This is a genomic window from Pseudomonas sp. UBA6753 (assembly GCF_002453565.1).
In the GTDB taxonomy this organism is placed as follows: Bacteria; Pseudomonadota; Gammaproteobacteria; order Pseudomonadales; family Pseudomonadaceae; genus Aquipseudomonas; species Aquipseudomonas putida_Z.
Genome location: NZ_DKHD01000046.1, coordinates 21,806 through 44,504, shown reverse-complemented (window position 1 = coordinate 44,504; position 22,699 = coordinate 21,806). Strand labels below are relative to the sequence as shown.

Annotated in this window: 19 protein-coding genes; 3 read left to right on the top strand and 16 right to left on the bottom strand. The window is 65.1% G+C overall.

Features of this window, described 5'->3' with window-relative positions:
• Positions 1–192: 192 nt before the first annotated feature.
• From treS to B2790_RS18695, 9 genes are all read right to left on the bottom strand, one after another.
• Complete coding sequence (gene treS, locus B2790_RS18735; RefSeq protein WP_085663662.1) at positions 193–2,259, bottom strand: maltose alpha-D-glucosyltransferase; 2,067 nt, start codon at positions 2,257–2,259, stop codon at positions 193–195.
• A 202-nt stretch (positions 2,260–2,461) separates the two neighbouring features.
• Positions 2,462–3,304, bottom strand: coding sequence for a TIGR03915 family putative DNA repair protein (locus B2790_RS18730; RefSeq protein WP_025338955.1), 843 nt, complete (start codon positions 3,302–3,304; stop codon positions 2,462–2,464).
• On the bottom strand, positions 3,295–4,515 hold the full coding sequence (locus B2790_RS18725) for a putative DNA modification/repair radical SAM protein (RefSeq protein ID WP_286919458.1): 1,221 nt from the start codon (positions 4,513–4,515) through the stop codon (positions 3,295–3,297). Before B2790_RS18725 ends, B2790_RS18730 begins: the two co-directional genes overlap by 10 nt.
• 193 nt (positions 4,516–4,708) lie before the next feature.
• Positions 4,709–6,229 (bottom strand): ArnT family glycosyltransferase, encoded by a 1,521-nt coding sequence (locus B2790_RS18720; protein WP_286919457.1) that lies wholly within the window; start codon positions 6,227–6,229, stop codon positions 4,709–4,711.
• A gap of 3 nt (positions 6,230–6,232) precedes the next feature.
• Positions 6,233–6,505 carry a lipid-A-disaccharide synthase N-terminal domain-containing protein gene (locus tag B2790_RS18715; protein ID WP_025338958.1) on the bottom strand — a complete coding sequence of 91 codons (273 nt, stop codon included), beginning with the start codon at positions 6,503–6,505 and terminating at the stop codon, positions 6,233–6,235.
• Entirely contained in the window at positions 6,502–7,245 is a 744-nt protein-coding gene (locus B2790_RS18710) for a glycosyltransferase family 2 protein (protein ID WP_274079857.1), read from the bottom strand. The genes B2790_RS18715 and B2790_RS18710 overlap by 4 nt, the downstream gene beginning before the upstream one ends.
• A gap of 34 nt (positions 7,246–7,279) precedes the next feature.
• On the bottom strand, positions 7,280–8,254 hold the full coding sequence (locus tag B2790_RS18705) for an NAD-dependent epimerase/dehydratase family protein (RefSeq protein WP_075045111.1): 975 nt from the start codon (positions 8,252–8,254) through the stop codon (positions 7,280–7,282).
• Entirely contained in the window at positions 8,242–9,579 is a 1,338-nt protein-coding gene (locus B2790_RS18700) for a UDP-glucose dehydrogenase family protein (protein ID WP_137163799.1), read from the bottom strand. Before B2790_RS18700 ends, B2790_RS18705 begins: the two co-directional genes overlap by 13 nt.
• Before the next feature lie 48 nt (positions 9,580–9,627).
• Positions 9,628–10,563: a LysR family transcriptional regulator gene (locus tag B2790_RS18695; RefSeq protein WP_075046967.1), complete on the bottom strand. Its 936-nt coding sequence runs from the start codon at positions 10,561–10,563 to the stop codon at positions 9,628–9,630.
• 118 nt (positions 10,564–10,681) lie between these two features.
• On the opposite strand from B2790_RS18695, the gene B2790_RS18690 reads away from it, so the two are divergent.
• Complete coding sequence (locus B2790_RS18690; RefSeq protein ID WP_286919456.1) at positions 10,682–11,545, top strand: type 1 glutamine amidotransferase domain-containing protein; 864 nt, start codon at positions 10,682–10,684, stop codon at positions 11,543–11,545.
• A 120-nt stretch (positions 11,546–11,665) separates the two neighbouring features.
• Positions 11,666–12,712 (top strand): class I SAM-dependent methyltransferase, encoded by a 1,047-nt coding sequence (locus tag B2790_RS18685; RefSeq protein WP_075045114.1) that lies wholly within the window; start codon positions 11,666–11,668, stop codon positions 12,710–12,712.
• 156 nt (positions 12,713–12,868) lie between these two features.
• On the opposite strand, the gene B2790_RS18680 is transcribed toward B2790_RS18685, so the two are convergent.
• The 6 genes from B2790_RS18680 to yghU form a co-directional block, all read right to left on the bottom strand.
• Positions 12,869–14,113 carry a saccharopine dehydrogenase family protein gene (locus B2790_RS18680; protein ID WP_003248123.1) on the bottom strand — a complete coding sequence of 415 codons (1,245 nt, stop codon included), beginning with the start codon at positions 14,111–14,113 and terminating at the stop codon, positions 12,869–12,871.
• 31 nt (positions 14,114–14,144) lie between these two features.
• A complete protein-coding gene (nspC, locus tag B2790_RS18675) occupies positions 14,145–15,242 on the bottom strand; it encodes a carboxynorspermidine decarboxylase (RefSeq protein ID WP_013972889.1) in 1,098 nt (365 codons plus the stop codon).
• A gap of 333 nt (positions 15,243–15,575) precedes the next feature.
• Entirely contained in the window at positions 15,576–16,493 is a 918-nt protein-coding gene (locus tag B2790_RS18670) for a pyridoxal-phosphate dependent enzyme (protein WP_286919455.1), read from the bottom strand.
• On the bottom strand, positions 16,490–17,164 hold the full coding sequence (locus B2790_RS18665) for a helix-turn-helix transcriptional regulator (protein ID WP_075045117.1): 675 nt from the start codon (positions 17,162–17,164) through the stop codon (positions 16,490–16,492). The genes B2790_RS18670 and B2790_RS18665 overlap by 4 nt, the downstream gene beginning before the upstream one ends.
• Positions 17,165–17,347: 183 nt before the next feature.
• Positions 17,348–19,051, bottom strand: a complete 1,704-nt coding sequence (locus tag B2790_RS18660; protein WP_075045118.1) for an amidase — start codon at positions 19,049–19,051, stop codon at positions 17,348–17,350.
• Between the two features lie 266 nt (positions 19,052–19,317).
• Positions 19,318–20,160 (bottom strand): glutathione-dependent disulfide-bond oxidoreductase, encoded by an 843-nt coding sequence (gene yghU / locus B2790_RS18655; RefSeq protein ID WP_286919454.1) that lies wholly within the window; start codon positions 20,158–20,160, stop codon positions 19,318–19,320.
• Between the two features lie 200 nt (positions 20,161–20,360).
• Here yghU and B2790_RS18650 point away from each other — a divergent pair, with 200 nt between their 5' ends.
• On the top strand, positions 20,361–21,407 hold the full coding sequence (locus B2790_RS18650; RefSeq protein WP_286919453.1) for an alpha/beta hydrolase family protein: 1,047 nt from the start codon (positions 20,361–20,363) through the stop codon (positions 21,405–21,407).
• Here B2790_RS18650 and B2790_RS18645 read toward each other — a convergent pair.
• On the bottom strand, positions 21,369–22,562 hold the full coding sequence (locus B2790_RS18645) for an MFS transporter (RefSeq protein ID WP_075045121.1): 1,194 nt from the start codon (positions 22,560–22,562) through the stop codon (positions 21,369–21,371). The two genes, B2790_RS18650 and B2790_RS18645, sit on opposite strands and share 39 nt — an antisense overlap.
• Positions 22,563–22,699: the final 137 nt, after the last annotated feature.

Below are 22,699 nucleotides of genomic sequence, written 5' to 3'. Positions count from 1 at the left end.
CGCGCCCGCTCCCACAGGTACGGCGCACTCCTTCAGCTGGTGGGGTCCCTGTGGGAGCGGGCATGCCCGCGAAGCAAGCGACGCGGTGGATGGCACCGGCTGCGCCGGTGTTCGCGGGTGAACCCGCTCCCACAGGTATCGCGTGGCTACCGTTCTGAGCTTCACCGGCGAAGGCAATGGGGCAAATACAATTCAGACATGGCCGCTGCTGTTGACGATCCGCAGGCACAGCGCCTCATACGGGTCCAGGTTCACCATCAGGCGCCCATCCTCGGTCAAATCCCCTTCGACCGTTTCATTGATCATGTCCACCACCGGCCCCGGCGTGAACCCGGTCAGTTGCAGCTCCTCGGCAATCACTTCCTGGCCAAAATTCAGCGCAGTGATCTGGATGCCACGCCCGGCCGGCAGTTCATGCACCATTACCAGCAAGCCGGGGCTGCTGACTTCAGGTACCAGCACCTGGCGGCTGGTGGCGATGCCATAGGCCTGGCGCACCGCCAGCAGTTTCTTCACCTTGCAGGCAAACGAATCGCCGTTTTCCAGCTGGCTGTCCAGGCTGCCATACAGCGCCCGTGCACGGGGCATGCCACGCACCGATGTCTGGGCCTGCGGCTCCAGCCCGGCCAGGTCGTAGCCGCCGCGGTGAATCCAGCGGGTATCGCCATCCAGCATCCGCTGCGCGACCGCTTCGGCGGGCAAGGGCAGGGCGCCCACCAGGTCCCAGCCGGACAGCGCCACCACCCCCGGCTGCATGGCGTTGTACATGACCAGCAGCAGGTGCACCTTCTGGATCAGCTCGATTTCTGCAACCCCGATCTGCCCGAGGTCGCGGATGCCCAGTGCGGCAGCGATCAGGCTGGCCGTGGTACAGGCTATGCCATTGGTGACGAAACGCAGGTTGTACGGCGCATGCTCGCCCGACAGCCGTTCGTAGATCTCTTCGCGGATGTGCTCGCGCAGGATGCCGCCGGGCAAGGTCTGGCCTTTGTACAGGTACATGTCGTGGGCATGCAGGGTCCAGAAATGGACCAGCTCCACGGTCAGCTCGTCATGGTTCTGCAGGGCATGGATCAGCGACGCCGGGTCGATGCCGAAGGCATGCATCTCCTTGAGCATCAGGCGCAGGAACTCGGTGTCGCCGGTCAGCAGCGCATGCTGGTAGGCCGGCCGGGTAATGAAATCGTAGGACAGGTCGGCACCGCCCCTGGACATCTGCGCGATGTCGTCGAGGGTCAGGTTCAGTTCCTGGAAGCTGAAACCGCCGGCCTTGCGGATCATGCCGCCGATCAGCTGGTTGCCGACGATCGACAGTGGGTGGCTTTCCGACCAGGCAGTGCCGCTGGCGCGGGTCTCCACGCCGAGAAAGCCGTTGGCATCCAGGCGCAGGCCGCGTGCACCCAGGCAGTCCAGGGCGTGCAGGGCATCGCCAATGATCATCTGCTGGGCGGCGAAGGTCGGGTCCAGCCAGTTGAGCGACGGCTGGCCTTCCTTGAAGTAGTGCAGGTACACCCAGCGCCGGGTCTTGCCATCCACACCGGTCACCGGCGGCGTGGCGCTCCAGTCGGTTTCCTTCACACCTGGTTCGAAGAAGATCACCCGTTGCAGCTGGCCGACGATGTAGTGGCGGGCCTTTAGCTCGTCGCACTGGGCCGGCAGCAGGTTGACCGCGTCGCGCCCGGCAGGCACTTCGGGCAGCAGCGGCCAGTCTTCCTCGCGGATTTCGACCATGTGGTACAGCCCCGGGTAGGGGCCGTGGGCCAGCTCGGCCAGGCGGAAGTCGGCACCCTTGCCCGTGTGCGAGGGGATCAGGTCGTCGATGGTCACGGCGTTGTGCGCGGCGGCCATGCGGCTCATCTGGATCAGCTCCTGCTCGCTGCCGTACAGCGGGTCGATGTCGAAACTGATGCGGTCGAAGTTGCCGTCCACGCTGGGGGTGAGCTCACGGCCACGAATGCCGCCGGACAGCTTGATGGGGCCGGTGTGCAGGCCCTGGATGCCGATCTCCGACAGGCGCTTCCACAGCGCTTCATGGGCCAGGGCACCGAGCACCGAACAGCCTTCGGGGGCGATGATGGCGTCGGGGTAGACGGTCAGCCAGACCGAAGCGATTTCAGTGGCGCGGCGGGGCTGGGCTTCGGCGTAGGGCTGCTGCCACAGGCGCGACTGGCCCGAGTACAGGTGGGTGCGTTGCTGGGAGGCCCTGAGCATGGCGCGGTCTTCGAGCCATTTGACGTATGACGGGTCGGGTTGGGTCATTTCGCGTCCTCTTTGCGTGTCGGCAGCGGCTCAGGTTATGACGGCTGTGGCGGCTGATCGTTCGGCTTGAGTATGGTTTGGCTGCTTCGCGGGCACGCCCGCTCCCATAGGATCTCCACACACGTTGAGAACAGTGCAATACCTGTGGGGGCGGGCATGCCCGCGAAGAAGTCCCCACTGATCAAGGTTTGCGAATACGCAACTAGCGTGTGGGTTTGCTGATCTGTTTGCCAGCCTGGGAGGCGACTTCCAGGGCTTGGCCATCCCGTTGCTTGCCTTGCCGAGCCAGGCCTTCGAGCTGCGGAATCAGCATGCCCTCCGGCAAATGTCGCCAGAACCGCCCGGGCATGTGCAGGCGCAAGGCGTCGGGGTTGAGGCGGGCAGGGTTGAAGGTATGGCGATAGTAGGTGCGCCACAATTCGGCGCCAGGGTCTTCGGCGTTGCGGGCCCACTGGCGCCAGGGCTCGGGGCACTGGCGCTGGTAGTCGAATGCCTGGCCGTCGAAGCGTATGCCGTCGTGCGCCGTGGCAATCATCCAGCGCAAACGCCCCAGGCGGTCGGCGAAATGCGCACTGGCGCTTTCCAGAATGTCATGCGCCGGCTCGTGATAGGCCACCAGGTCGAGTTGCAGCTGTTCAGCCAATACTTCGGGTAGTGGCACGAAGCGTACAAACGCATGCAGGTGGTGCGCTTCGCGATTGACCTGCTTGATCCGTCGTTGCAGCTCGCTGCCCAGTCGGTCACCTGCCAGCATTGCAGTGCGGTCGCCATGGGCCACCCGCCAAAGTACCTCGTAAAGCAGGTTCCAGCGGTGCTCGCCACGGTAGCGGGCGGCCTGTTCCAGCTGGCTCAGCAGCGCCGCTGGCACCTTGGCGCGAAAGGGACCGGAGCCTTCCGGCAGCGCTGTCGGTACGGCCAGCAAATCAGCCACCGGCCCTTGCGCCCAGGTCACCTCCGACGGGTCGATGCCATGCCCCAACAACACCCGGGCCTGGTCACGCCAGGTGGCGAACAGGCCGTCGCAGTCGAGCGCGATCATCCCCACAAGCCCATCTGCACCGGCGCCTGCGGCTCACGCAAGCGCGCCCTCAGCAGGCCGCTGCGCAGCTCGGCCTGGGCCGGGCGGTAGTCGCTGGTGACAATGAACGGCCGCGCCTTGTCCAGCACGCAGCGCAGCTGGATCAGGTCATCGTAGCGAATGCGCCGTTCGCGTCGCAGGGCTACCAAGCGCTGCACGCTGCGCAGGCCGATGCCGGGGATGCGCGCCAGTAGCGCCGGCTCGGCACGGTTCACGTCCAGCGGGAACACTTCGCGGTTGGCCAGCGCCCAGGCCAGCTTGGGGTCGATGTCCAGTGCCAGGTTGCCGCTCTGGCCCAGCAGCTCGCCGGCCTTGTAGCCATAGCCACGTAGCAGGAAGTCAGCCTGGTACAGGCGGTGCTCGCGCAGCAGCGGTGGTGCGGCCAGGGGGACGCTGCCGGGGCTGTCAGGGATGGGGCTGAAGGCGGAGTAATACACGCGCTTGAGACCGTAGCCTTGGTACAGCGATTCGGCATTGCGCAGCAATGTGCTGTCATCGGTGCTGTCGGCCCCGACGATCACCTGGGTGCTTTGCCCGGCCGGGGTAAAGCGCGGCGCCTTGGGTTCGTGGGCCACGGCTTGCTGGCCTTGGTGGATCACGCCCATGGCCTGGCGAATGGTGTGCGCCTGTTTCTCCGGTGCCAGGCGTTTCAGGCTGGCGTCGGTCGGCAGCTCGATGTTGACGCTGAGCCGGTCTGCCAGGCGCCCGGCCTCTTCGATCAGCAACGGGTCGGCATCGGGGATGGTCTTGAGGTGGATGTAGCCACGGAAGTTGTGCTCTTCGCGCAACAGCTTCGCCACGCGGATCAGCTGCTCCATGGTGTAGTCAGCAGACCGGATGATGCCGGAGCTGAGGAACAGGCCGCTGATGCAGTTGCGCCGGTAGAAGTCCAGGGTCAGCCGGACCACTTCCTCGGGGGTGAAGCGCGCGCGTGGCACGTTGCTGGAGCGGCGGTTGACGCAGTACTGGCAGTCGTAGAGGCAAAAGTTGGTCAGTAGCACCTTGAGCAGCGAGACGCAGCGCCCGTCGGGGGTGTAGCTGTGACAGATGCCCATGCCATTGGTAGCACCCAGGCCATCAGCCCCGCGCGAGTTGCGCTTGGGCGCGCCGCTGCTGGCGCAGGATGCGTCGTACTTGGCAGCATCGGCAAGGATGCCGAGTTTGGCGATGAGTTGCATGGGGCTGACCTGTGATACTGAATATTCATACAGTATTTTGAGATGTGACGGATTGCAAGCGATTGTGCGCCGGCCATGCCCGACTATCTTGGCGGGCAGGCCGCTCCCACAGGGAGAGCGTGTAGCCTGAGCTCGGTGCCAAACCTTTGGGAGCAAGCGTGCCCGCGAAGACCTGCAGAAACGCTGGCAGGCACTAAGGCGAGCCCGCCCAGGCGAAGTGGTAGACGTGGCTGGGGGCCGTGGCCTGGCACTGGCCGTTATCGGCAGCGGCACCGACCACATACCACTCTGCGCGCGAGGTCTCGCCCAGCCTGCGTGCCTTGTCGGCACTGAAGCAGCGGCCCAGTTCCGAAGCCGGTACCAGGGCGAAGGCCGTGGGGTTGTGACGCAGCCAGTAAGCGGCCGCGTCCGCCCTGGGCTGGCCGGTGAAACCGAAGTGCACGATGGGTTGCCGGGCAAACAGCCAATGCCCCTCGCGCCAGTTGACCAGCACCAACTCGGCGCCGCCGGTGGCCCGCGCGGCTTCACTCATCAATGTTTCATGCGGGTTGCGGCCTTCCTTCAGCGGCTCGACGAAGCCGCGTGCGAACCACAGCGCGAACCATGCCAGGGCCACGGCAGTGAACGCCTTGCGCCAGGCTGGCCGGCGCTGCAGCCAGTGTTTGAGCAGCCACGGCAGCAGTGGCGCGATGGCCAGCACCAGGCCCGGCAGCGCCGGGAAGATGTACAGCTTGCGCTTGCCGCTGCTGAGGCTGAAAAACAACAGCACCAGCACCACCCAGCCGAGCAGCAGCAGAAAGCGCGCGTCGCGTTTTTGCAGCTGCCGGCGCCAGGCCGGTACCAGCCAGGGCAGGGCCAGCACTAGTGGCAGCCAGTATTTGGGAATGACCTTGACGAAGAAGTACCAGAACGGTTCGCGATGGTCCCAGGCATTGGCATAGCGGCTGGCGGTCTGGCGCAGGAGTATTTCCTTCAGGTAGGCCAGCTCCGCCGCGCCACCACCATGGGCGATCGAAACCAGCAATGGCAGCAGCCACACCGCGCAACCGGCCAGCAGCCACGCCAGCCCCAGGCACCAGCGCCAACCCTGGCCGGGCATGGCCACCACCCCGTGCCAGCGGTGGCGCACCGCCCATGCATAGGGCAGCAGTAGCAGCGCCGGGACAAAGCCCACGCCCTTGCTGATGATGCCCATGCCCATGGCCGCGCAGGCCAGGTAGAACCAGCCCCAGGCCGGCCCGAGCAGCAAGTGGCGCAGCATGCCGTAGAAACCCAGTGCCACCCACAGGCACAGGAAGCTGTCGATCTGCCCGGTGCGCAGGATGCTGTAGCTCTGGTAGGTGGCCAGGAACAACAAGGCGGCGATCACGCCGATGCGCCGGTTCCACAGGCGCCGCCCCAGGTCGTGCAGCACCCAGGTAATGGTCGCCGCCGATAGCAGCCCTGGCAGGTACAGGGCAACCTTGGGCGAGCCGGTGAGGTGGCTGAACAGGGCCACGGTCCACATGAACAGCGGCGGCTTGTCGCCGTAGATTTCCGCCGCCCGGTGCGGGATGAACCAGTTGCCGCTCTGCAGCATTTCCAGGGCGACGCCGAGAAAGCGTTCTTCATCCACGTTCATCGGCTGGCGCCAGCCGATACCCGCACCCACCAGCACCACCGCGAGGGCAATCAGGGCCAGGCGTTCGGCCCCGAGCGTGTTGAACCTTGGCAAGGACTATTCCTTCTGTTCCTGGTGGCGGGCGATCAGCTGCAGGTTGCGCAGGTAGACCAGGAAGCCGAAGCTCTGGCCGATGATGAACACCGGGTCCTGGCGATAGATGGCGTAGGTCAGCAGCAGCGCGCTGCCGAGCATGCTCAGGTACCAGAAACCCACCGGGATCACGCTGCGGCGCTTGAACTCGCTGTACAGCCACTGCAACACGAAGCGCCCGGTAAATACGGCCTGGCCGGCGAAGCCGATGACCAGCCACAGGGTTTCGCGGGTCATCCTTCGAACTCCTGGGGGCGCGTGTCCAGGCGGGTGCGACGGATCAGCCACCAGACCCCGAACAGGTCGAGGATGCCGACCAGCGCGCGGTCCAGGTTGCCGTACTTGGACACCCCGGCCTGACGTGGCCGGTGGTTGACCGGGTGCACCAGCATGCGGCCGTTGTGGCGCAGGATCAGCGCCGGGATGAAGCGGTGCATGTGGTCGAAGTAGGGCAGGCGCAGGAAGGCCGCGCGTTCGATCAGTTTCAGCCCGCAGCCGGTGTCTGGCGTGGCGTCCTTGAGCAAGCGGCTGCGCAGGCCGTTGGCAAGCCGCGACGCCCAGCGTTTGCTGGCGCTGTCGCGGCGGTTGACCCGGTGCCCGGCCACCAGCTTGACGCCGCCGGCCAGGTCCTGATTGGCGCGCACCAGGGCCAGCATGCCGGGGATGTCCGCCGGGTCGTTCTGGCCGTCCCCGTCCAGGGTCGCCAGCCAGCGCCCGCGCGCCGCCTGGGCGGCATGCCACAGCGAGGTGCTCTGGCCCAGCGAGCGCTCGTGACGGAGGATGCGCAGTTGCGTGTAGCCCTGGCTTTTCAGTTGCAGCAGTACGCTCAGGGTGCGGTCGCTGCTGCCGTCATCGACCACCAGTACTTCATGGTCTTCGGCCGCCAGTGCGGTGCGTATTTCCATCAAGAGTGACGGCAGGTTGTCGACCTCGTTCCTGGCGGGAATGAGCACCGAGAGGTCAAGTGGATCTGTCATGAGGCTACCTGTGATCTTGTTGTGATTGCGCGGCTCAGACCCGGTAGAAATCCCGGTACCAGCCAACGAAGGCGTTGACGCCGTGTTCCAGCGATGTGCCGGGGGTGTAGTCGATCCAGCGTGCCAGCGAGCCGACGTCGGCCCAGGTTTCCAGCACGTCACCCGCTTGCAGCGGCAGGTAGTCGCGTCGTGCCTTGATGCCCAACGCATGCTCCAGGCATTCGACGAAGTGCAGCAGCCGTACCGGCTGACCTCGGCCGATGTTGAACAGCTGGCAGGGCGGTTGCCCCTCGGCCGGCAGTGGCGGCTTCAGGCGCAGGCGCACAATGCTCTCGACGATGTCGTCGATGTAGGTGAAGTCGCGCCCCATCAGGCCGTTGTTGTAGACCTCGATCGGCCGGCCCTCGAGCATGGCGCGGGTGAACTTGAATGGCGCCATGTCGGGGCGGCCCCAGGGGCCGTATACGGTAAAGAAGCGCAGGCCGGTGGTCGGCAGCTGGTACAGGTGCGCGTAGCTGTGCGCCATCAGTTCATTGGCGCGCTTGCTGGCGGCATACAGCGACAACGGTTGCTCGACCGGGTCGTCGACGCTGAACGGCAGCTTGGCGTTGGCACCGTACACCGAACTGCTGGAGGCGTAGATCAGGTGGCGGGGTGGCTGCTGGCGGCAGGCCTCGAGGATGTTGAGAAAGCCGACCAGGTTGGCCTGGCCATAGGCGCCGGGGTTGTCCAGCGAATAGCGCACCCCGGCCTGGGCTGCCAGGTGGATCACTTCACTGAACGCCTGGCCGGCGAACAGCTGTTGCAGTTCGCTCGGGTGGGCGATGTCGAGGGTGTGGAAGCGGAAATTGGCAAAGCCGAACAGCTGCTGAAGGCGCGCCAGCTTCAGCTGGACGCTGTAGTAGGCATTGAGGTTGTCGATGCCGACCACCTCGATGCCTGCTTCGCACAGGCGCCGCGCAACGTGGTAGCCGATGAAGCCGGCCACGCCGGTAATCAGTACGGGCATGCTGGCTGCACCTGGCCACGGCCGATGCCGTAGTAAGTCAGGCCGGCGGCGGCCATGTGTTCGGGTTCGAACAGGTTGCGCCCGTCGAACACCACCCGGTCGGCCAGCTGTTGCGGCACCTTGTCCAGGTTGAGCACGCGGTAATCCTGCCATTCGGTGACGATCACCAGGGCATCGGCGCCGTGCAGTGCATCGTCCTTGCATGGCACCAGTTGCAGGTCGGCGCGCGGGCCATAGTGCCGCTGGATTTCTTCCATGGCCTGCGGGTCATGGGCCTGCACCCGCGCGCCGGCGGCCCACAGCGCTTCCAGCAGGACCCGGCTGGAGGCCTCGCGGATATCATTGGTATTGGGCTTGAACGACAGCCCCCACAAGGCGAAGACCTTGCCCCGCAGACCGCGTGGGTAGTGGCGCTGGATCTTGCTGAACAGCCGGCCCTTTTGCTGCTCGTTGACCGACTCCACCGCACGCAGCAGCTGCGGCTCGAAGCCTTCGGCCTCGGCGCTGCGGCGCAGGGCTTGCAGGTCCTTGGGGAAGCACGAGCCGCCAAAACCGCAGCCGGCATAGATGAAGTCGTAGCCGATGCGCGGGTCCGAGCCGATGCCACGGCGCACCATTTCGATATCGGCGCCCAGGTGCTCGGCCAAGTTGGCGATTTCGTTGATGAACGAGATCTTGGTCGCCAGCATGCAGTTGGCCGCGTACTTGGTCAGCTCGGCGCTGCGCGCATCCATGACCATGAGCTTTTCGCGGTTGCGGCTGAACGGCAGGTACAGCTCGCGCAGCAGCTCTACCTCGGCAGGCTCCGCGCCACCGATGATGATGCGCTCCGGGCGCATGCAGTCATCGACTGCCGAGCCTTCCTTGAGGAACTCGGGGTTGCTGACGACGTGGAAGCGGCTGGTATCGGCCACGGCCTGGGCGATGCGCGCCTTGATGCGGTGCACCGTGCCGACCGGCGCGGTGGATTTGTTGACGATCAGCTTGGGGCCGTCGGCATGTTCGAGGATGCTGTCGACCACGGCAAACACGTGCTTCAGGTCGGCGCTGCCATCGGCCTGTGCCGGGGTGCCGACGGCAATGAACTGCAACCTGGCGTAGTTGGCCGCTTCGCTGGCGTCGGTGGTGAAGCGCAGGCGGCCGCAGGCCAGGTTCTTCTCCAGCATCGGCGCAAGGCCGGGCTCGAAGATCGGGCAATGGCCTGCATTGAGGCTGGCGACCCGCTCGGCGTCGACATCCATGCACAACACCGAGTGCCCCACCTGGGCCAGGCACACTGCCTGGGTGAGGCCGACATAGCCGGTACCGAAAACCGTGACCTTCATTTGACAGCTCCTTGGCGAGAAAGCTGAAAAAAAATGTCACAACGTTGTTTAGATATTGTTACTTGCGCAGGCCGCTGCTTCCTGGGTGACGTTCCACAGCTGCTGGCGGAACCAGCGCCGCAACGGGTCGGCGTGGGTGCGTTCATGCCATATCTGCATCACCTCGATTGCGGGCAATGTCAGCGGCAGCGGGTACATGCGCAGGTCGTCATCACGCTCGGTGGCTTCGATGGCCAGCGAGCTCAGGCAGGTGAGCAGCAGGTCGGTGCCGCGCAGCAGGCGCGTGGGGGCCACGAAGCTCGACAGGCCAGCCACGACCCGTCGTTGCATGCCCTGGCTGCGCAAGGCGCGGTCGACCAGGCCATCGAGGTCGCCGGTGAGGGTGGTGAGCAGGTGGTCGCTGGCGAGGAAGCTATCGAGGTCCAGGCCTTGGTCCGCGGCTGGATGACTGCGCGAGGCCAGCACAACGAAGTGTTCGGTGAGCAGGCGCTGTTGGTGGAAGGTTTCCGGGAGGTCGGTATAGAACCCGGCAACGGCCAGGTCACAGGTGCCTTTCTCCAGCTCTTCGCGAGGGAGCTGACCACGGGTGTTGTGGGTGACCAGCGTCAGGTTCGGCGCCTGGCTGCGCAGGATCGGCAGCAGCCTGGGCAACAGCGTCTGTTCTACATAATCGGTGCTGTACAGGTGCAGGCGGGCAGGGCGGGCAAGGAAGTCCTGCCCTTCGCAGCGTTCATAGAAGCCTTCCAGGCCCACTACCAGGCGTTCTACCTCGGGCGCCAGTTCGTGGGCGCGTGGTGTCGGGGTCAGGCCCCTGGGCGCGCGGACGAACAGCGGGTCGCCAAACTGATGGCGCAGCTTGTTGAGTTTGTGGCTGAGGGCGGGCTGGCTCAGCGCCATGCGCTGGGCAGCGAGGGTGGCGTTGCGTTCCTGATACAGCACATGGAACAGGTACAGCAGGTTGAGGTCCTTGCTGGAGATATTCATTTTCTGGATCGCAGACATGAGAGCTTTCGAATTATCGAATCATAGCCTTGCCATTAGCATGAACGCATCCCGCCGATATGAGCGGACGGCTCTTTTTGCCTGATCAGGAGATTGTTGCATGACCAAGATGTCCCGGCTTGCCCTGGCTGTTGCCAGCACTCTGCTTGCCGTCGGCGCCCACGCTGCGCCCAAGGGAGAAGTGCTGGTGCTGTTGTCCAGCGAGCACCAGCTGCCCCTGCAGGACGGCAAGCGCTACGCCACTGGCTACTACCTCAACGAGTTCGGCGTGCCTGCCGACCAATTGCTCAAGGCTGGCTACAAGCTGGTGCTGGTAACCCCCAAAGGTAATGCCCCTAGCGTCGACCAGCGTTCGATTGACCCGCGCTACTTTGCCGGTGATGCGGTGGAGATGCGCCGGATCGAGAAAGTCGTGCAAGGCCTGCCGGGCATTGACGATACCCTGTCGGTGAAAGAGGTCCTGGCAGGTGACCTGGGCCGCTATGCCGGGCTGTTCATCCCCGGCGGCCATGCGCCGTTGATCGACTTGGCCAACAACCCGGACGTGGGCGCCTTGCTGCAGCATTTCCACCAGGCCGGCAAGCCCACAGCCGCCATCTGCCACGGCCCCATCGCCTTGCTCTCGGCCCAGCAGGACCCGGCGAGCTACCAGTCGGCGCTGGCGCGTGGTGAAAAGCCGGCAGCCAATGACTGGCTGTACAAGGGTTACAAGATGACCATCTTCTCCGACCCGGAGGAGCAGGTGTTCGAGGGTTCGCTCAAGGACCAGCGGCTGTTGTTCTACCCGGCCAACGCCATGGCAATGGCAGGGGGCGACATGGGCTACGCCAAGGCCTGGCAACCCAATGTGGTGGTGGACCGCGAACTGATCACCGGGCAGAACCCGTTCTCGGACAAGGCGCTGGCCAAGGTACTGCTGGAAAAGTTGGCAGGGCAGGCAAAGCCCTCTGATCAAGGCATCTAGACTTAGAAGTGGCCTGCATCGGGCAACGCTCGGCAGGCCCATACCATTCAACCGACCACCGCCTCCCCGGAGCGGATGTCCCTCGCTGGCGATGGCCTTCTTTGCAGAGGAGGGCAGGTCATGGACGAGGCAAGGCTTCACGACTTCATGGGCAAGCTGGTGGGCGACATGGGCGCGGCGGCGACCTTGGCCAACGTGATTCTCGGTGATGAGCTGGGGTTGTACCGGGCCATGGCCGACAGCCAGCCGACCACCCCCGAGGCGCTGGCGGAAAAGACCGGCTGCCACCCGCGGCTGGTGCGCGAATGGCTCAGCGCCCAGGCCGCCTCGGGCTACATGGTGCATGACAAGGGCCGTTTCGTGTTGCCTGAAGAGCAGGCCATGGCCCTGGCACTGGAGGATTCCCCGGCCTATATGGCCGGTGGTGCGGCGGTGGTGGCCGCGCTGTTCCACGACAAGGACAAGCTGGTCGCGGCCATGCGCGGCGATGGCGGGCTGGCCTGGGGCGACCATCACCCCTGCATGTTCAGCGGCACCGAACGGTTCTTCCGGCCGGGTTACCGCACCTTCCTGGTGGCCGAATGGCTACCGGCGCTGGAGGGCGTGGTGGCCAAGCTGCAGGCGGGCGCCAAGGTGGCGGATGTGGGCTGTGGGCATGGCGCTTCCACGCTGGTCATGGCCCAGGCGTTCCCGGCATCCACCTTCGTCGGCTACGACTACCACGGGCCTTCCATCGCCACCGCCAACGAGCGTGCGCGTGAGGCGGGGTTGGCGGGGCGGGTGAGCTTCCAGCAGGCCAGCGCCAAGGACTACCCGGGGCATGACCATGACCTGGTGTGCTTCTTCGATTGCCTGCACGACATGGGCGACCCGGTGGGGGCTGCGAAGCATGCCTACCGTGCGTTGAAGGCCGACGGCACGGTGATGCTGGTGGAGCCTTATGCCGAGGATTCGCTGGAGGGCAATCTGACACCGGTCGGGCGCTTGTTCTATGCGGCGTCGACGTTTATCTGCACGCCGAACTCGTTGTCGCAGGAGGTGGGGTTGGGGCTGGGTGCGCAGGCAGGGGAAGCGCGGTTGCGGGCGGTGTTCGAGGAGGCGGGGTTTGGTCGGTTCCGGCGGGCGACGCAGACGCCGTTCAACCTGATTCTGGAGGCTCGGAAGTAGAAGTAAGCCTGTGCCGGCCCTTTCGCGGGCACGCCCGCTCCCACAGGGCCCCACCTGAGGCCGGCGAAATCCTTGTAGGAGCGGGCGTGCCCGCGAAGAGGCCGGGCTTGCAAAAGCAGAAGGGGCGCCTCGATGGCGCCCCCTCTGTCTTGCTGCTTAGGCTTCAGCGTCCCAGGGACGATCGCCTTTTTCATCCTTGACGCGGGTCGGCAGGCCCATCACGTCCAGCGCCTTGAGGAACGGCTCGGCTGGCAGCTCCTCGACGTTGACCATGCGCTTGGCATCCCACTCGCCACGGGCGACCAGCAGGGCGGCAGCCACTGGCGGTACACCGGCGGTGTAGGAAATGCCCTGGCTGTCGGTCTCGGCGTAGGCTTCTTCGTGGTCGGCCACGTTGTAGATGAACACTTCGCGCGGCTGGCCATCCTTGGTGCCCTTGACCAGGTCACCGATGCAGGTCTTGCCGGTGTAGCCCGGGGCCAGCGAGGCTGGGTCCGGCAGCACGGCCTTGACCACTTTCAATGGTACCACTTCCAGGCCTTCGGCGGTTTTCACCGGTTGCTCAGAGAGCAGGCCCAGGTTCTTCAGCACGGTGAACACGTTGATGTAGTGCTCGCCGAAGCTCATCCAGAAACGCACGTTCGGCACGTTGAGGTTCTTCGAAATCGAGTGAACTTCATCGTGGCCGGTCAGGTACAGGTTCTGCGAACCTACCACCGGCAGGTCGTCGGTACGCTTGACCTCGAACATGGTGTTGCTGGTCCACTGGCTGTTCTGCCAGCTCCACACTTGCCCGGTGAATTCACGGAAGTTGATTTCCGGGTCGAAGTTGGTGGCGAAGTACTTGCCATGCGAACCGGCATTGACGTCGAGGATGTCGATCGAGTCAATGCTGTCGAAATACTGTTGCTGCGCCAGCTTGGCGTAGCTGTTCACCACACCCGGGTCGAAACCGACGCCGAGAATGGCGGTAATGTTCTTTGCCTGGCACTCTTCGAGGTGTTTCCACTCGTAGTTGCCGTACCACGGCGGGGTCTCGCAGATCTTGCCCGGCTCTTCGTGGATGGCGGTGTCCAGATAGGCGACACCGGTATCGATGCAGGCACGCAGCACCGACATGTTGAGGAAGGCGGAACCAACGTTGATCACGATCTGCGATTCGGTCTCGCGGATCAGCGCCTTGGTTGCCTCGACATCGAGGGCATTGAGCGAGAAGGCCTGGATGTCGGCGGGTACCTTGAGGCTACCCTTGGCCTTGACGCTGTCGATGATGGCCTGGCATTTGGAGATGTTCCGTGACGCGATGGCGATACGACCCAGTTCGTCGTTATGCTGCGCGCACTTGTGGGCCACCACCTTGGCGACACCTCCTGCACCAATGATAAGAACGTTCTTCTTCAATTTATCCCTTGCTCCTTACTGAAAGCCGGTCTTACGACAGGCTGGAAACGTAGTCTTCGAAACCGAACTCGCGCACCACTTCGACGCTGCCGTCGAGTTGCTTGACCACGATGGATGGCATTTTCAGACCGTTGAACCAGTTTTTCTTGACCATGGTGTAACCCGCCGCGTCGACGAACGACAGGCGATCACCGATGGCCAGCGGACGATCGAATTGGTATTCGCCGAAGATGTCACCGGCCAGGCACGACTTGCCGCAGACCATGTAGGTGTGCGCGCCGTCGTTGGGGGCCATCTTGGCGTTGAGGCGGTAGATCAGCAGGTCGAGCATGTGCGCTTCGATCGAGCTGTCGACCACGGCCAGGTGCTTGCCGTTGTACAGGGTGTCGAGCACGGTCACTTCCAGCGAGGCGCTGTTGGTGATGGCTGCTTCGCCCGGCTCCAGGTACACCTGCACGCCGTACTTTTCCGAGAAGGCTTTCAGGCGCGCGCAGAAGGCGTCCAGCGCGTAGTCTTCACCGGTGAAGTGGATGCCGCCACCGAGGCTTACCCACTCGACCTTGTGCAGCAGGTGACCGAAGCGCTCTTCGATATGCGTGAGCATCTTGTCGAACAGGCCGAAGTCGCCGTTCTCGCAGTTGTTGTGGAACATGAAGCCGGAGATCTGCTCGATCACCTGTTCGACCTTGGCCGGGTCCCATTCGCCCAGGCGGCTGAACGGGCGGGCAGGGTCTGCCAGCAGGTAGTCGGAGCTGCTGACCTGCGGGTTGACGCGCAGGCCACGGACCTTGCCTTCGGACTGTTCGGCGAAGCGCTGCAGCTGGCCGATCGAGTTGAAGATGATCTTGTCGCAGTTCTCGAGCATTTCCTCGACCTCGTCGTCGGCCCAGGCCACGCTGTAGGCGTGGGTTTCGCCGGCGAACTTCTGGCGGCCGAGCTTGAGCTCGTACAGCGACGAAGAGGTGGTGCCGTCCATGTACTGTTGCATCAGGTCGAAGACCGACCAGGTGGCAAAGCACTTGAGGGCGAGCAGCGCCTTGGCACCGGAGTGTTCGCGCACGTAGGCGATCTTCTCCATGTTGCCCAGCAGCTTGGTTTTATCGATGAGGTAGTACGGCGTCTTGATCATTTAAAGGCCCCCGGCCAGGCCGGCCAAAAAAAGGACACGCATTGTGCCTTCACTTGCCGCAGACCGAAAGGGTGGGTTACGCATTTCGTCGTGGTTGACGCTGTTGCGAGAGGATTTTTCCGGTTGCGGCGGGCTCAGTAGAACAGCGGCATGTGACTATCGTAATCAGCAGCCGGGTGCCGCAAGGAGAATCCGATGAGTGTTGTGTTGGATGGCACCGGCTTCGCCGGTGTTCGCGGGCTTGCCCGCTCCCACAGGTTTAGCGCGAGGCTCAGAAAATGCGCGGTTCCTGTAGGAGCGGGCAAGCCCGCGAAGAGGCCGGTACAGGCAACCTCAATGAACCTGCTGCAACCACGCCTGGATCTGCTCCAGCGTGGCGGTAGCCCCGCCACAAACCACCACCAGCACATTCTGGTACTGCGCCAGGGCGCCCGGTGCATAGGCCAACGCCAAAGCAGCCCCACAGGCAGGCTCCACCAGCACGCGATGGTCCAGCAGGAACCGCTCGCAGGCTTCCAGCGCAGCGCGGTCAGTGACCAGATGGCTGTACACCGGATGCTCCTTCACGCACACCAGCGGCTGGTCAGCCACACGCTTGGCCCCCAGCGAGGTCGCCACCGAGGCAATACGTTCCAGCTCCACCGAATGCCCCGCCTGCATGGCCGCATGCAGCGATGCCGCGCCCTCGGTTTCAACCGCCAGCACCGGCACATCGCCCCAGCCGTTGCGCTGTAGCCCCTCGACCACACCACTGAGCAAACCACCGCCGCCTACCGACAACACCACGGCATCCGGTTTCACGCCGGCCTCGGCGACTTCATCCACCAGGCTGGCATGCCCGGCCCACAGCAGCGGGTCGTCGAATGGGTGGATGAAGGCGTCATCCGGGCCGACCAAGGTCTGCGCCAGGGCGTTGGCCTCCTGCCAGGAACTGCCATGCACCACCACCTTGGCGTCCTCCAGGCGCAGCAGGTCCTTGGCCCGCTCGGTGGTGGTCTCGGGCACCACCACGGTCACCGGCACGCCCAGCTTGCGCCCGGCATAGGCCACTGCCAGGCCGGCGTTGCCGCCGGAGGAAGACACGAAGTGCCGCGCGCCACGGGCATGGTGCACCTCACAGGCGTGGCCCACGCCGCGCAGCTTGAACGAGCCGCAGGGCTGCAGGGCATCGAGCTTGAGCCAGACGTTGCTGCCCGCGGCCAGTGACAGCGGGCGGGATTCGATCAGGGGGGTATGAATATGCAAGGTCATTGGCTGGCTCCGCGCAGTTGCTCGAGGTAGTTGTAAACGGTGTAGCGGGTCACACCCAGGGCGCTGGCGGCCTTTTCCACGCCGCCCTTGACGATGAACAGGCCACGCTCCTGCATCACGCGCACGGCCTCGACCTTGGCCTGCTTGTTCATCCGCCCCTGGCCGCTGCGCTGCAGGGATGCCTGGATTATCTCGCTCATCAGCAGTTCCATGTCGGCGGGTTCACTGACGGCAGGTGTGGCCCCCAGCGGCTGGAACTGCTGAAGAAAGTTCATGGCGGCATCCAGGCCGGTGACGTCGGTGTTGACGCAAAGGCTGGCGAAGGGGTGGCCGCTGCTGTCTCGGAAGATGGCCGTGGCGCTGCGCAGCGTGCGGCCCTTCAGCGTGGTGGGGTAATCGGGCAGCACCACCGGCTCACAGCCGTGCTGATCGGCCGAGGCCTGCATCAGTGCCTTGAAACCCTGGTCCTGTTCCGGGGCGGCGAGGATCGGGCTACCGACGCTGCGGCCGGAAAGATGGCCGTTGACGATCGCCACCACGGAGTGTTCCGGGTGATCGAGGTCGTGCAGGAGGATTTCCATGTTGCGCGCGGCAACGCTACCCAGTGCCTGGATGGCGGCCTTGAGGACGGTGAGGGTGAGCTGGCGTTCTTCGCTTGGGGTGATAGGCATGGCAGATCGCAAAATCAACGTTTTGTGTATTTTTACACATTAAGTTGAATTAGGCGATTTGCTTTTCCAGGCCCATTCGCGGGTAAACCCGCTCCCACAGGGACCCTCGGTATTCAACACCTGTGGTGAACCTGTGGGAGCGGGTTTACCCGCGAATGGGCCGCAAAGCGGCCCCTTTAACCCTCAGCCCAGGGCCGGGGTACGCGGTGGGATCATCCGACGCGACCCGGTCGCCTCGAAGGCCGCACCAAAGCTCAGCAGCGCATTGTCGCTGTAAGCCCGGCCAGCAAAGGTCAGCCCCACCGGCATCCCGATATCGGCCATCACGCCCATCGGCACCGTCACGGTCGGCACGCCCAGGTGGCGGATCGCCAGGTTGCCGTTGGCCACCCAGATACCGTTGCTCCAGGCGATGTCCGCCGATGCCGGGTTGACGTCGGCATCGGCCGGGCCCACGTCGGCCACGGTGGGGAACAGCACCGCGTCCAGGCCCAGGTTGTCCATCCAGTCTTCCAGGTCGATCTTGCGGGTCTGCTCCAGGCCGCGCAGGCCGTCGGGCAGGGTCTCGATCTGGTCCCAGGTCTTCAGGCCACGCTTGGCCATGTTGACGTACTCGTCCATGCCAGCGGCCAGGTCGTCCTCACGGTTGGGCAGGGTGCCCGGGTCGTGGGGGAAGATCTGCGGCCCGTCGACATCGGCCAGGCGGTTGAGCCTGGGGTCACCGTTGGCGCGCAGGAAGTCGTCGAAGGCCCAGCCCGACAGCTCCCACAGCTCGTCATGCAGGAACTCCTTGCTGACGATGCCGCGGTTGTACACGGTCGGTGCGCCCGGGCGGTCGCCCTCGCAGTTGGACACCAGCGGGAAGTCCACTTCCAGCACTTCGGCACCAGCCGCCTCCAGTGCCTGGCGGGCCTGCTGCCACAGGTCGATCACCGTGGCGCGGGTGTTGATGCGCTGTCCAGTCGGGCCGCCGATGCCAGGCTTCTCGGAAGTACCGGCCTCGGCATCGGCATTGATGTACATGCGCGGCACGCCAAAGCGCTTGCCCTTGAGCGCGCTGGCATCCACGGCCAGGTCCAGGTACGAAGCCGGGCGCACCGTCGAAGCCGCCGGGATTGGCACCCAAGGTTGCAGGCGCCACAGGTCGCCGCGCTTGTCAGCGTCGTCGGCTACGACCACGTCGAGGATTTCCAGCAGGTCGGCCATGGTGCGGGCATACGGCACCACCACGTCCATGGTCGGTGTCAGCGGCCAATTGCCACGCACCGAAATCACCCCACGCGACGGGGTATAGGCGCACAGGCCGTTGTTGGACGCCGGGCCACGGCCGCTGGACCAGGTTTCTTCGGCCAGGCCGAAGGCACTGAAGCTGGCAGCGGTGGCGGTGCCAGCACCGTTGGACGAGCCCGAGGCGAACGGTGCGGTCAGGTAGTTGGCGTTGTACGGGCTTTCGGCGCGGCCATACACGCCGCGTTGCATGCCACCGTTGGCCATGGGCGGCATGTTGGTCTTGCCCAGGCACACGGCGCCGGCGGCGCGCAGGCGTTCGATGGTGAAGGCGTCACGCTGGGCCACCAGGTCCTTGAAGGCCGGGCTGCCGGAGGCAGCGGTCAGGCCTTTGACCAGGTAGCTGTCCTTGGCGGTGTAGGGGATACCGTCCAACGGGCTCAGGACCTGGCCTTTGGCGCGACGGGCGTCGGAGGCTTCGGCCTCTTTCAGCGCCTCGGGGTTGCGCACCACCACGGCGTTCAGGGCAGTGGCGGTGTCGGCGCCATCGTAGGCGTCGATGCGCGCCAGGTAGGCCTGGACCAGCTCGACCGCCGTCGTGCGGCCCGACTCGAGCGCGTCGCGCAGCTCGGCAATGGAAACCTCGGTTACCTCGATCATGCGTTCACCAAAAAAATGTGCAGGTGGGGGCTAATGCGAGGAGTGTACAAGAAGGGCTTGGCGGGCGCAGGTTTGCGCGGGGGCAAATGGTTTTTTGCAGGCGGGCATTGTCGGGCCTCCCAAGCCCGGCGCGACCCCTTGTAGGAGCGGCCTTGTGTCGCGATAGGGCCGCAAAGCGGCCCCAATGATTTCACTGTGTTACGAAGACCCTGGGCGCGCTTCGCACCCCTTTCGCGACGCAAGGCCGCTCCCACAAGGGTGCCGCGTCAACCATCCAGGTCTGCCGCTGCATGCCGCTCCGGCACCTGGCTGGCCTCATCCCCCCAGGTCCGGTTCACCCGTGTGCCACGCTGCACCGCCGGGCGCAAGGCAATCTCCTCGGCCCAGCGCTGCACATTCGGGTACTCGTCCACCGCCAGGAACTCCGCCGCGCCGTACAGGTGGCCGCGCACCAGCTGGCCATACCACGGCCACACGGCGATGTCGGCGATGCTGTATTCCTCGCCGCCCAGGTAGCGGCTTTCGGCCAGGCGCCGGTCGAGCACATCCAGCTGGCGCTTGGCTTCCATGGTGAAGCGGTTGATCGCGTACTCGAACTTTTCCGGCGCATACACATAGAAGTGGCCAAAGCCGCCGCCCAGGTATGGCGCCGCGCCCATTTGCCAGAACAGCCAGTTCAGGCTTTCGGTGCGTGCAGCTGGCGCTTTCGGCAGCAAGGCACCGAACTTTTCCGCCAGGTACAGCAGGATCGAACCCGACTCGAACACCCGCACCGGCGGCTCGACGCTGCGGTCGAGCAGGGCGGGGATCTTCGAGTTGGGGTTGACCTGGACGAAGCCGCTGGAGAACTGCTCACCCTCGCCAATGCGGATCAACCAGGCATCATATTCGGCGCCCGGGTGGCCCAGCGCGAGCAGCTCTTCGAGGGCGATGGTGACCTTGACGCCATTGGGCGTGGCCAGGGAGTACAGCTGCAGCGGGTGCTTGCCCAGCGGCAGGTCCTTGTCGTGAGTCGGGCCGGCAACCGGGCGGTTGATGCTGGCGAACTGGCCGCCGGACGCTGCGTCGTTGCGCCAGACCTTGGGTGGCACGTAGGCGGGCTTGCTCATGCATGAATCTCCTTCATTGGCGCGAAACGGTCACGTAGAGACGTGGACCTGCATCTATGCCACGGGTTCGACGAAAAGCGCAAATGCATAGGGCGCGAGCGTGAAGTGCATGACTTCGCTTTCATCCAGGTTTCATCCGGTGCAGCCCAGGCCGGTTCTATGCTGGGCTATCTCTTCGCCCTGCAAGGAACCGCCGGCCGATGACTCTCCCACGCTGCGTGTTGGCGCTGGCCCTGTTCGGCAGCCTGCTGGCCCAAGCCGAGGCCGCGCCCTGGGTTGCCGGCCTGCACCATATGACCCTGGCCGACCCGGTCGACGCCCGGCCCATGCAGGCGCTGGCGTTCTACCCGGCCATCGGCAATACCCGCAGCAGCCGGATAGACGGCTACCCGATCGACGTGAATGAGGAGGCGCCGGTAGCGTTGGGCCAGTTCCCGTTGCTGGTGCTGTCCCACGGCAATACCGGCAGCCCGCTGGCCTTGCACTACCTGGCGACGTCGCTGGCGCGCCAGGGCTTTATCGTGGTGGCGGTGGTGCACCCCGGCGACAACGCCCGCGACCACAGCCGCCTGGGCACCCTGAGCAACCTGTATGGCCGGCCGCTGCAAGTGAGTGCCGCGATTACGGCCGCCCGCGATGATGCCTTGCTGGGGCCCTACCTGAACGGTGGCAAGGTTGGTGTGATCGGCTACTCGGCCGGCGGTGAAACCGCCTTGATCCTCTCAGGCGCGCGCCCCGATCTGGACCGCCTGCGCAAGTACTGCCTGGAGCGCCCTAACGACGCCGACGCCTGCAGGACCCACGGCGTACTGATTGCCGACCGCAGCGAGCTGGTGCCAGAGGCCGACCAGCGGGTGGGGGCGGTGATGCTGATGGCGCCGCTTAGCCTGCTGTTCGGGCGCCATGCCTTGGCCGGGGTGCAGGTGCCGGCACTGATCTACAGTGGCGACAGCGACCAGCTGGTGGCGGTGGACCGCAACGCCGAAGCCCTGGCCCGCAAGTTGCCGGTCACACCGGACTATCGCCTGCTGGCCGGCGCCGGCCACTTCGTGTTCATGGCCCATTGCGATGCCGAGCAGTCCGTGCGGATGCCGGCGCTGTGCAAGGATGCTGCAGGCGTGGACCGTCGGCACATCCACCATTCCCTGCAACGTGAAGCCGCGGTGTTCTTCAGCCAGGCGTTGGGCGCGCCGCAGCCGGCCGAGCGTTCAGCCGCGAGCGGCGCGCCGCGCCAGCAACAGCGTTAGGCCGACACCCGCCAGGGCGAGCAGGGCGGCCACGCAGAAGATCGAGGCATAACCCAGGTGAGCGGCCACCGCGCCCATCACAGGTCCGGCGATGGCCAGGGCCATGTCGAAGAACACCGCGTAGGCACCCAGCCCTGCGCCGCGGCTGCTGCTGGGCACCTGCTTGATCGCTTCCACCCCCAGCGCCGGGTACACCAGCGACAGCCCGAAACCGGTAAGCCCGGCACCGATCAGCGCCCACGGCGGCGACGGTGCCAGCCACAGCAGGCTCAGCCCGAGCACTTCGGTGGCCATGCACGCGACCGCCACGTTGTAGCCACCAAAACGGTTGACCGCGTTGACGAACAGCAGCCGGGAAATGATGAAGCACACGCCAAAGGCACTCAGGCACCAGGCCGCGCCCGCCCAGCCGCGCTCCAGGTAATACAGGGTGACGAAGGTGGTCAGGGTGCCGTAGCCGATAGAGGCCAGGGTCAGGCCCAGGCCACAGGGTGCGACCCGGCCGAAGGCCGACCAGAAGGGCAGGCGCTCGCCACGCACCACCACCACGTCCGGCCGCTTGCGCAGTACCAGCAGGGCCGATACCGCCAGCACCAGCAATGCCGGCCCCAGCACGCTGAAGTCCAGCCCGTCCACGGCCAGTACGCCCAAGGGGGCACCAATGGCGATGGCGCCATAGGAGGCGATACCGTTCCAGGAAATCACCCTGGCGGTGTGCTCGGGCCCGACCTGGCTGATGCCCCAGCTCAGCGTGGCCACGCCGATCAGCCCTTGGGCGATGCCCAGCAGCAGGCGCCCGCCGAGCAACAGCGCCAGGCTCAGTAGCGGTAGCGTCAGGGTCCAGGCCGATAGCAGGGTCAACACCCCGCAGCCGGCAATCCCCAGCAAGCCGAAGCGAATGGCCTGCTTGCCCCCCAGGGTATCGGCCACGCGCCCGGCAAACGGGCGGCTGAGTAGCGTGGCCAGGTATTGCAGGCCAATGGTCAGCCCGGCGACCACCGCGCCAAACCCCAGCTGGTCGTGCACATGGCTGGGCAGCACGGCGATCGGCAGGCCGATGCAGAGGAAGGCAATGAAGGTGTAGAAAACGATCGACAGGATCTGCAGGGTAATTTGCAGCGTGTTGCTGGCGGGGGCGGGTTGTTGCGCGGTCATGGGCACGTTCGCGGGCGGGCGGTTGGGCGTGGCCCCATCATGGCCGTTGCGCGAAGGAAATGAAAGCAGGCTAACGAATTATTCGTCGGGCAGTGCCAGCCTGTGGGATCGGCGGTGGATTCTTCGCGGGCTCGCCC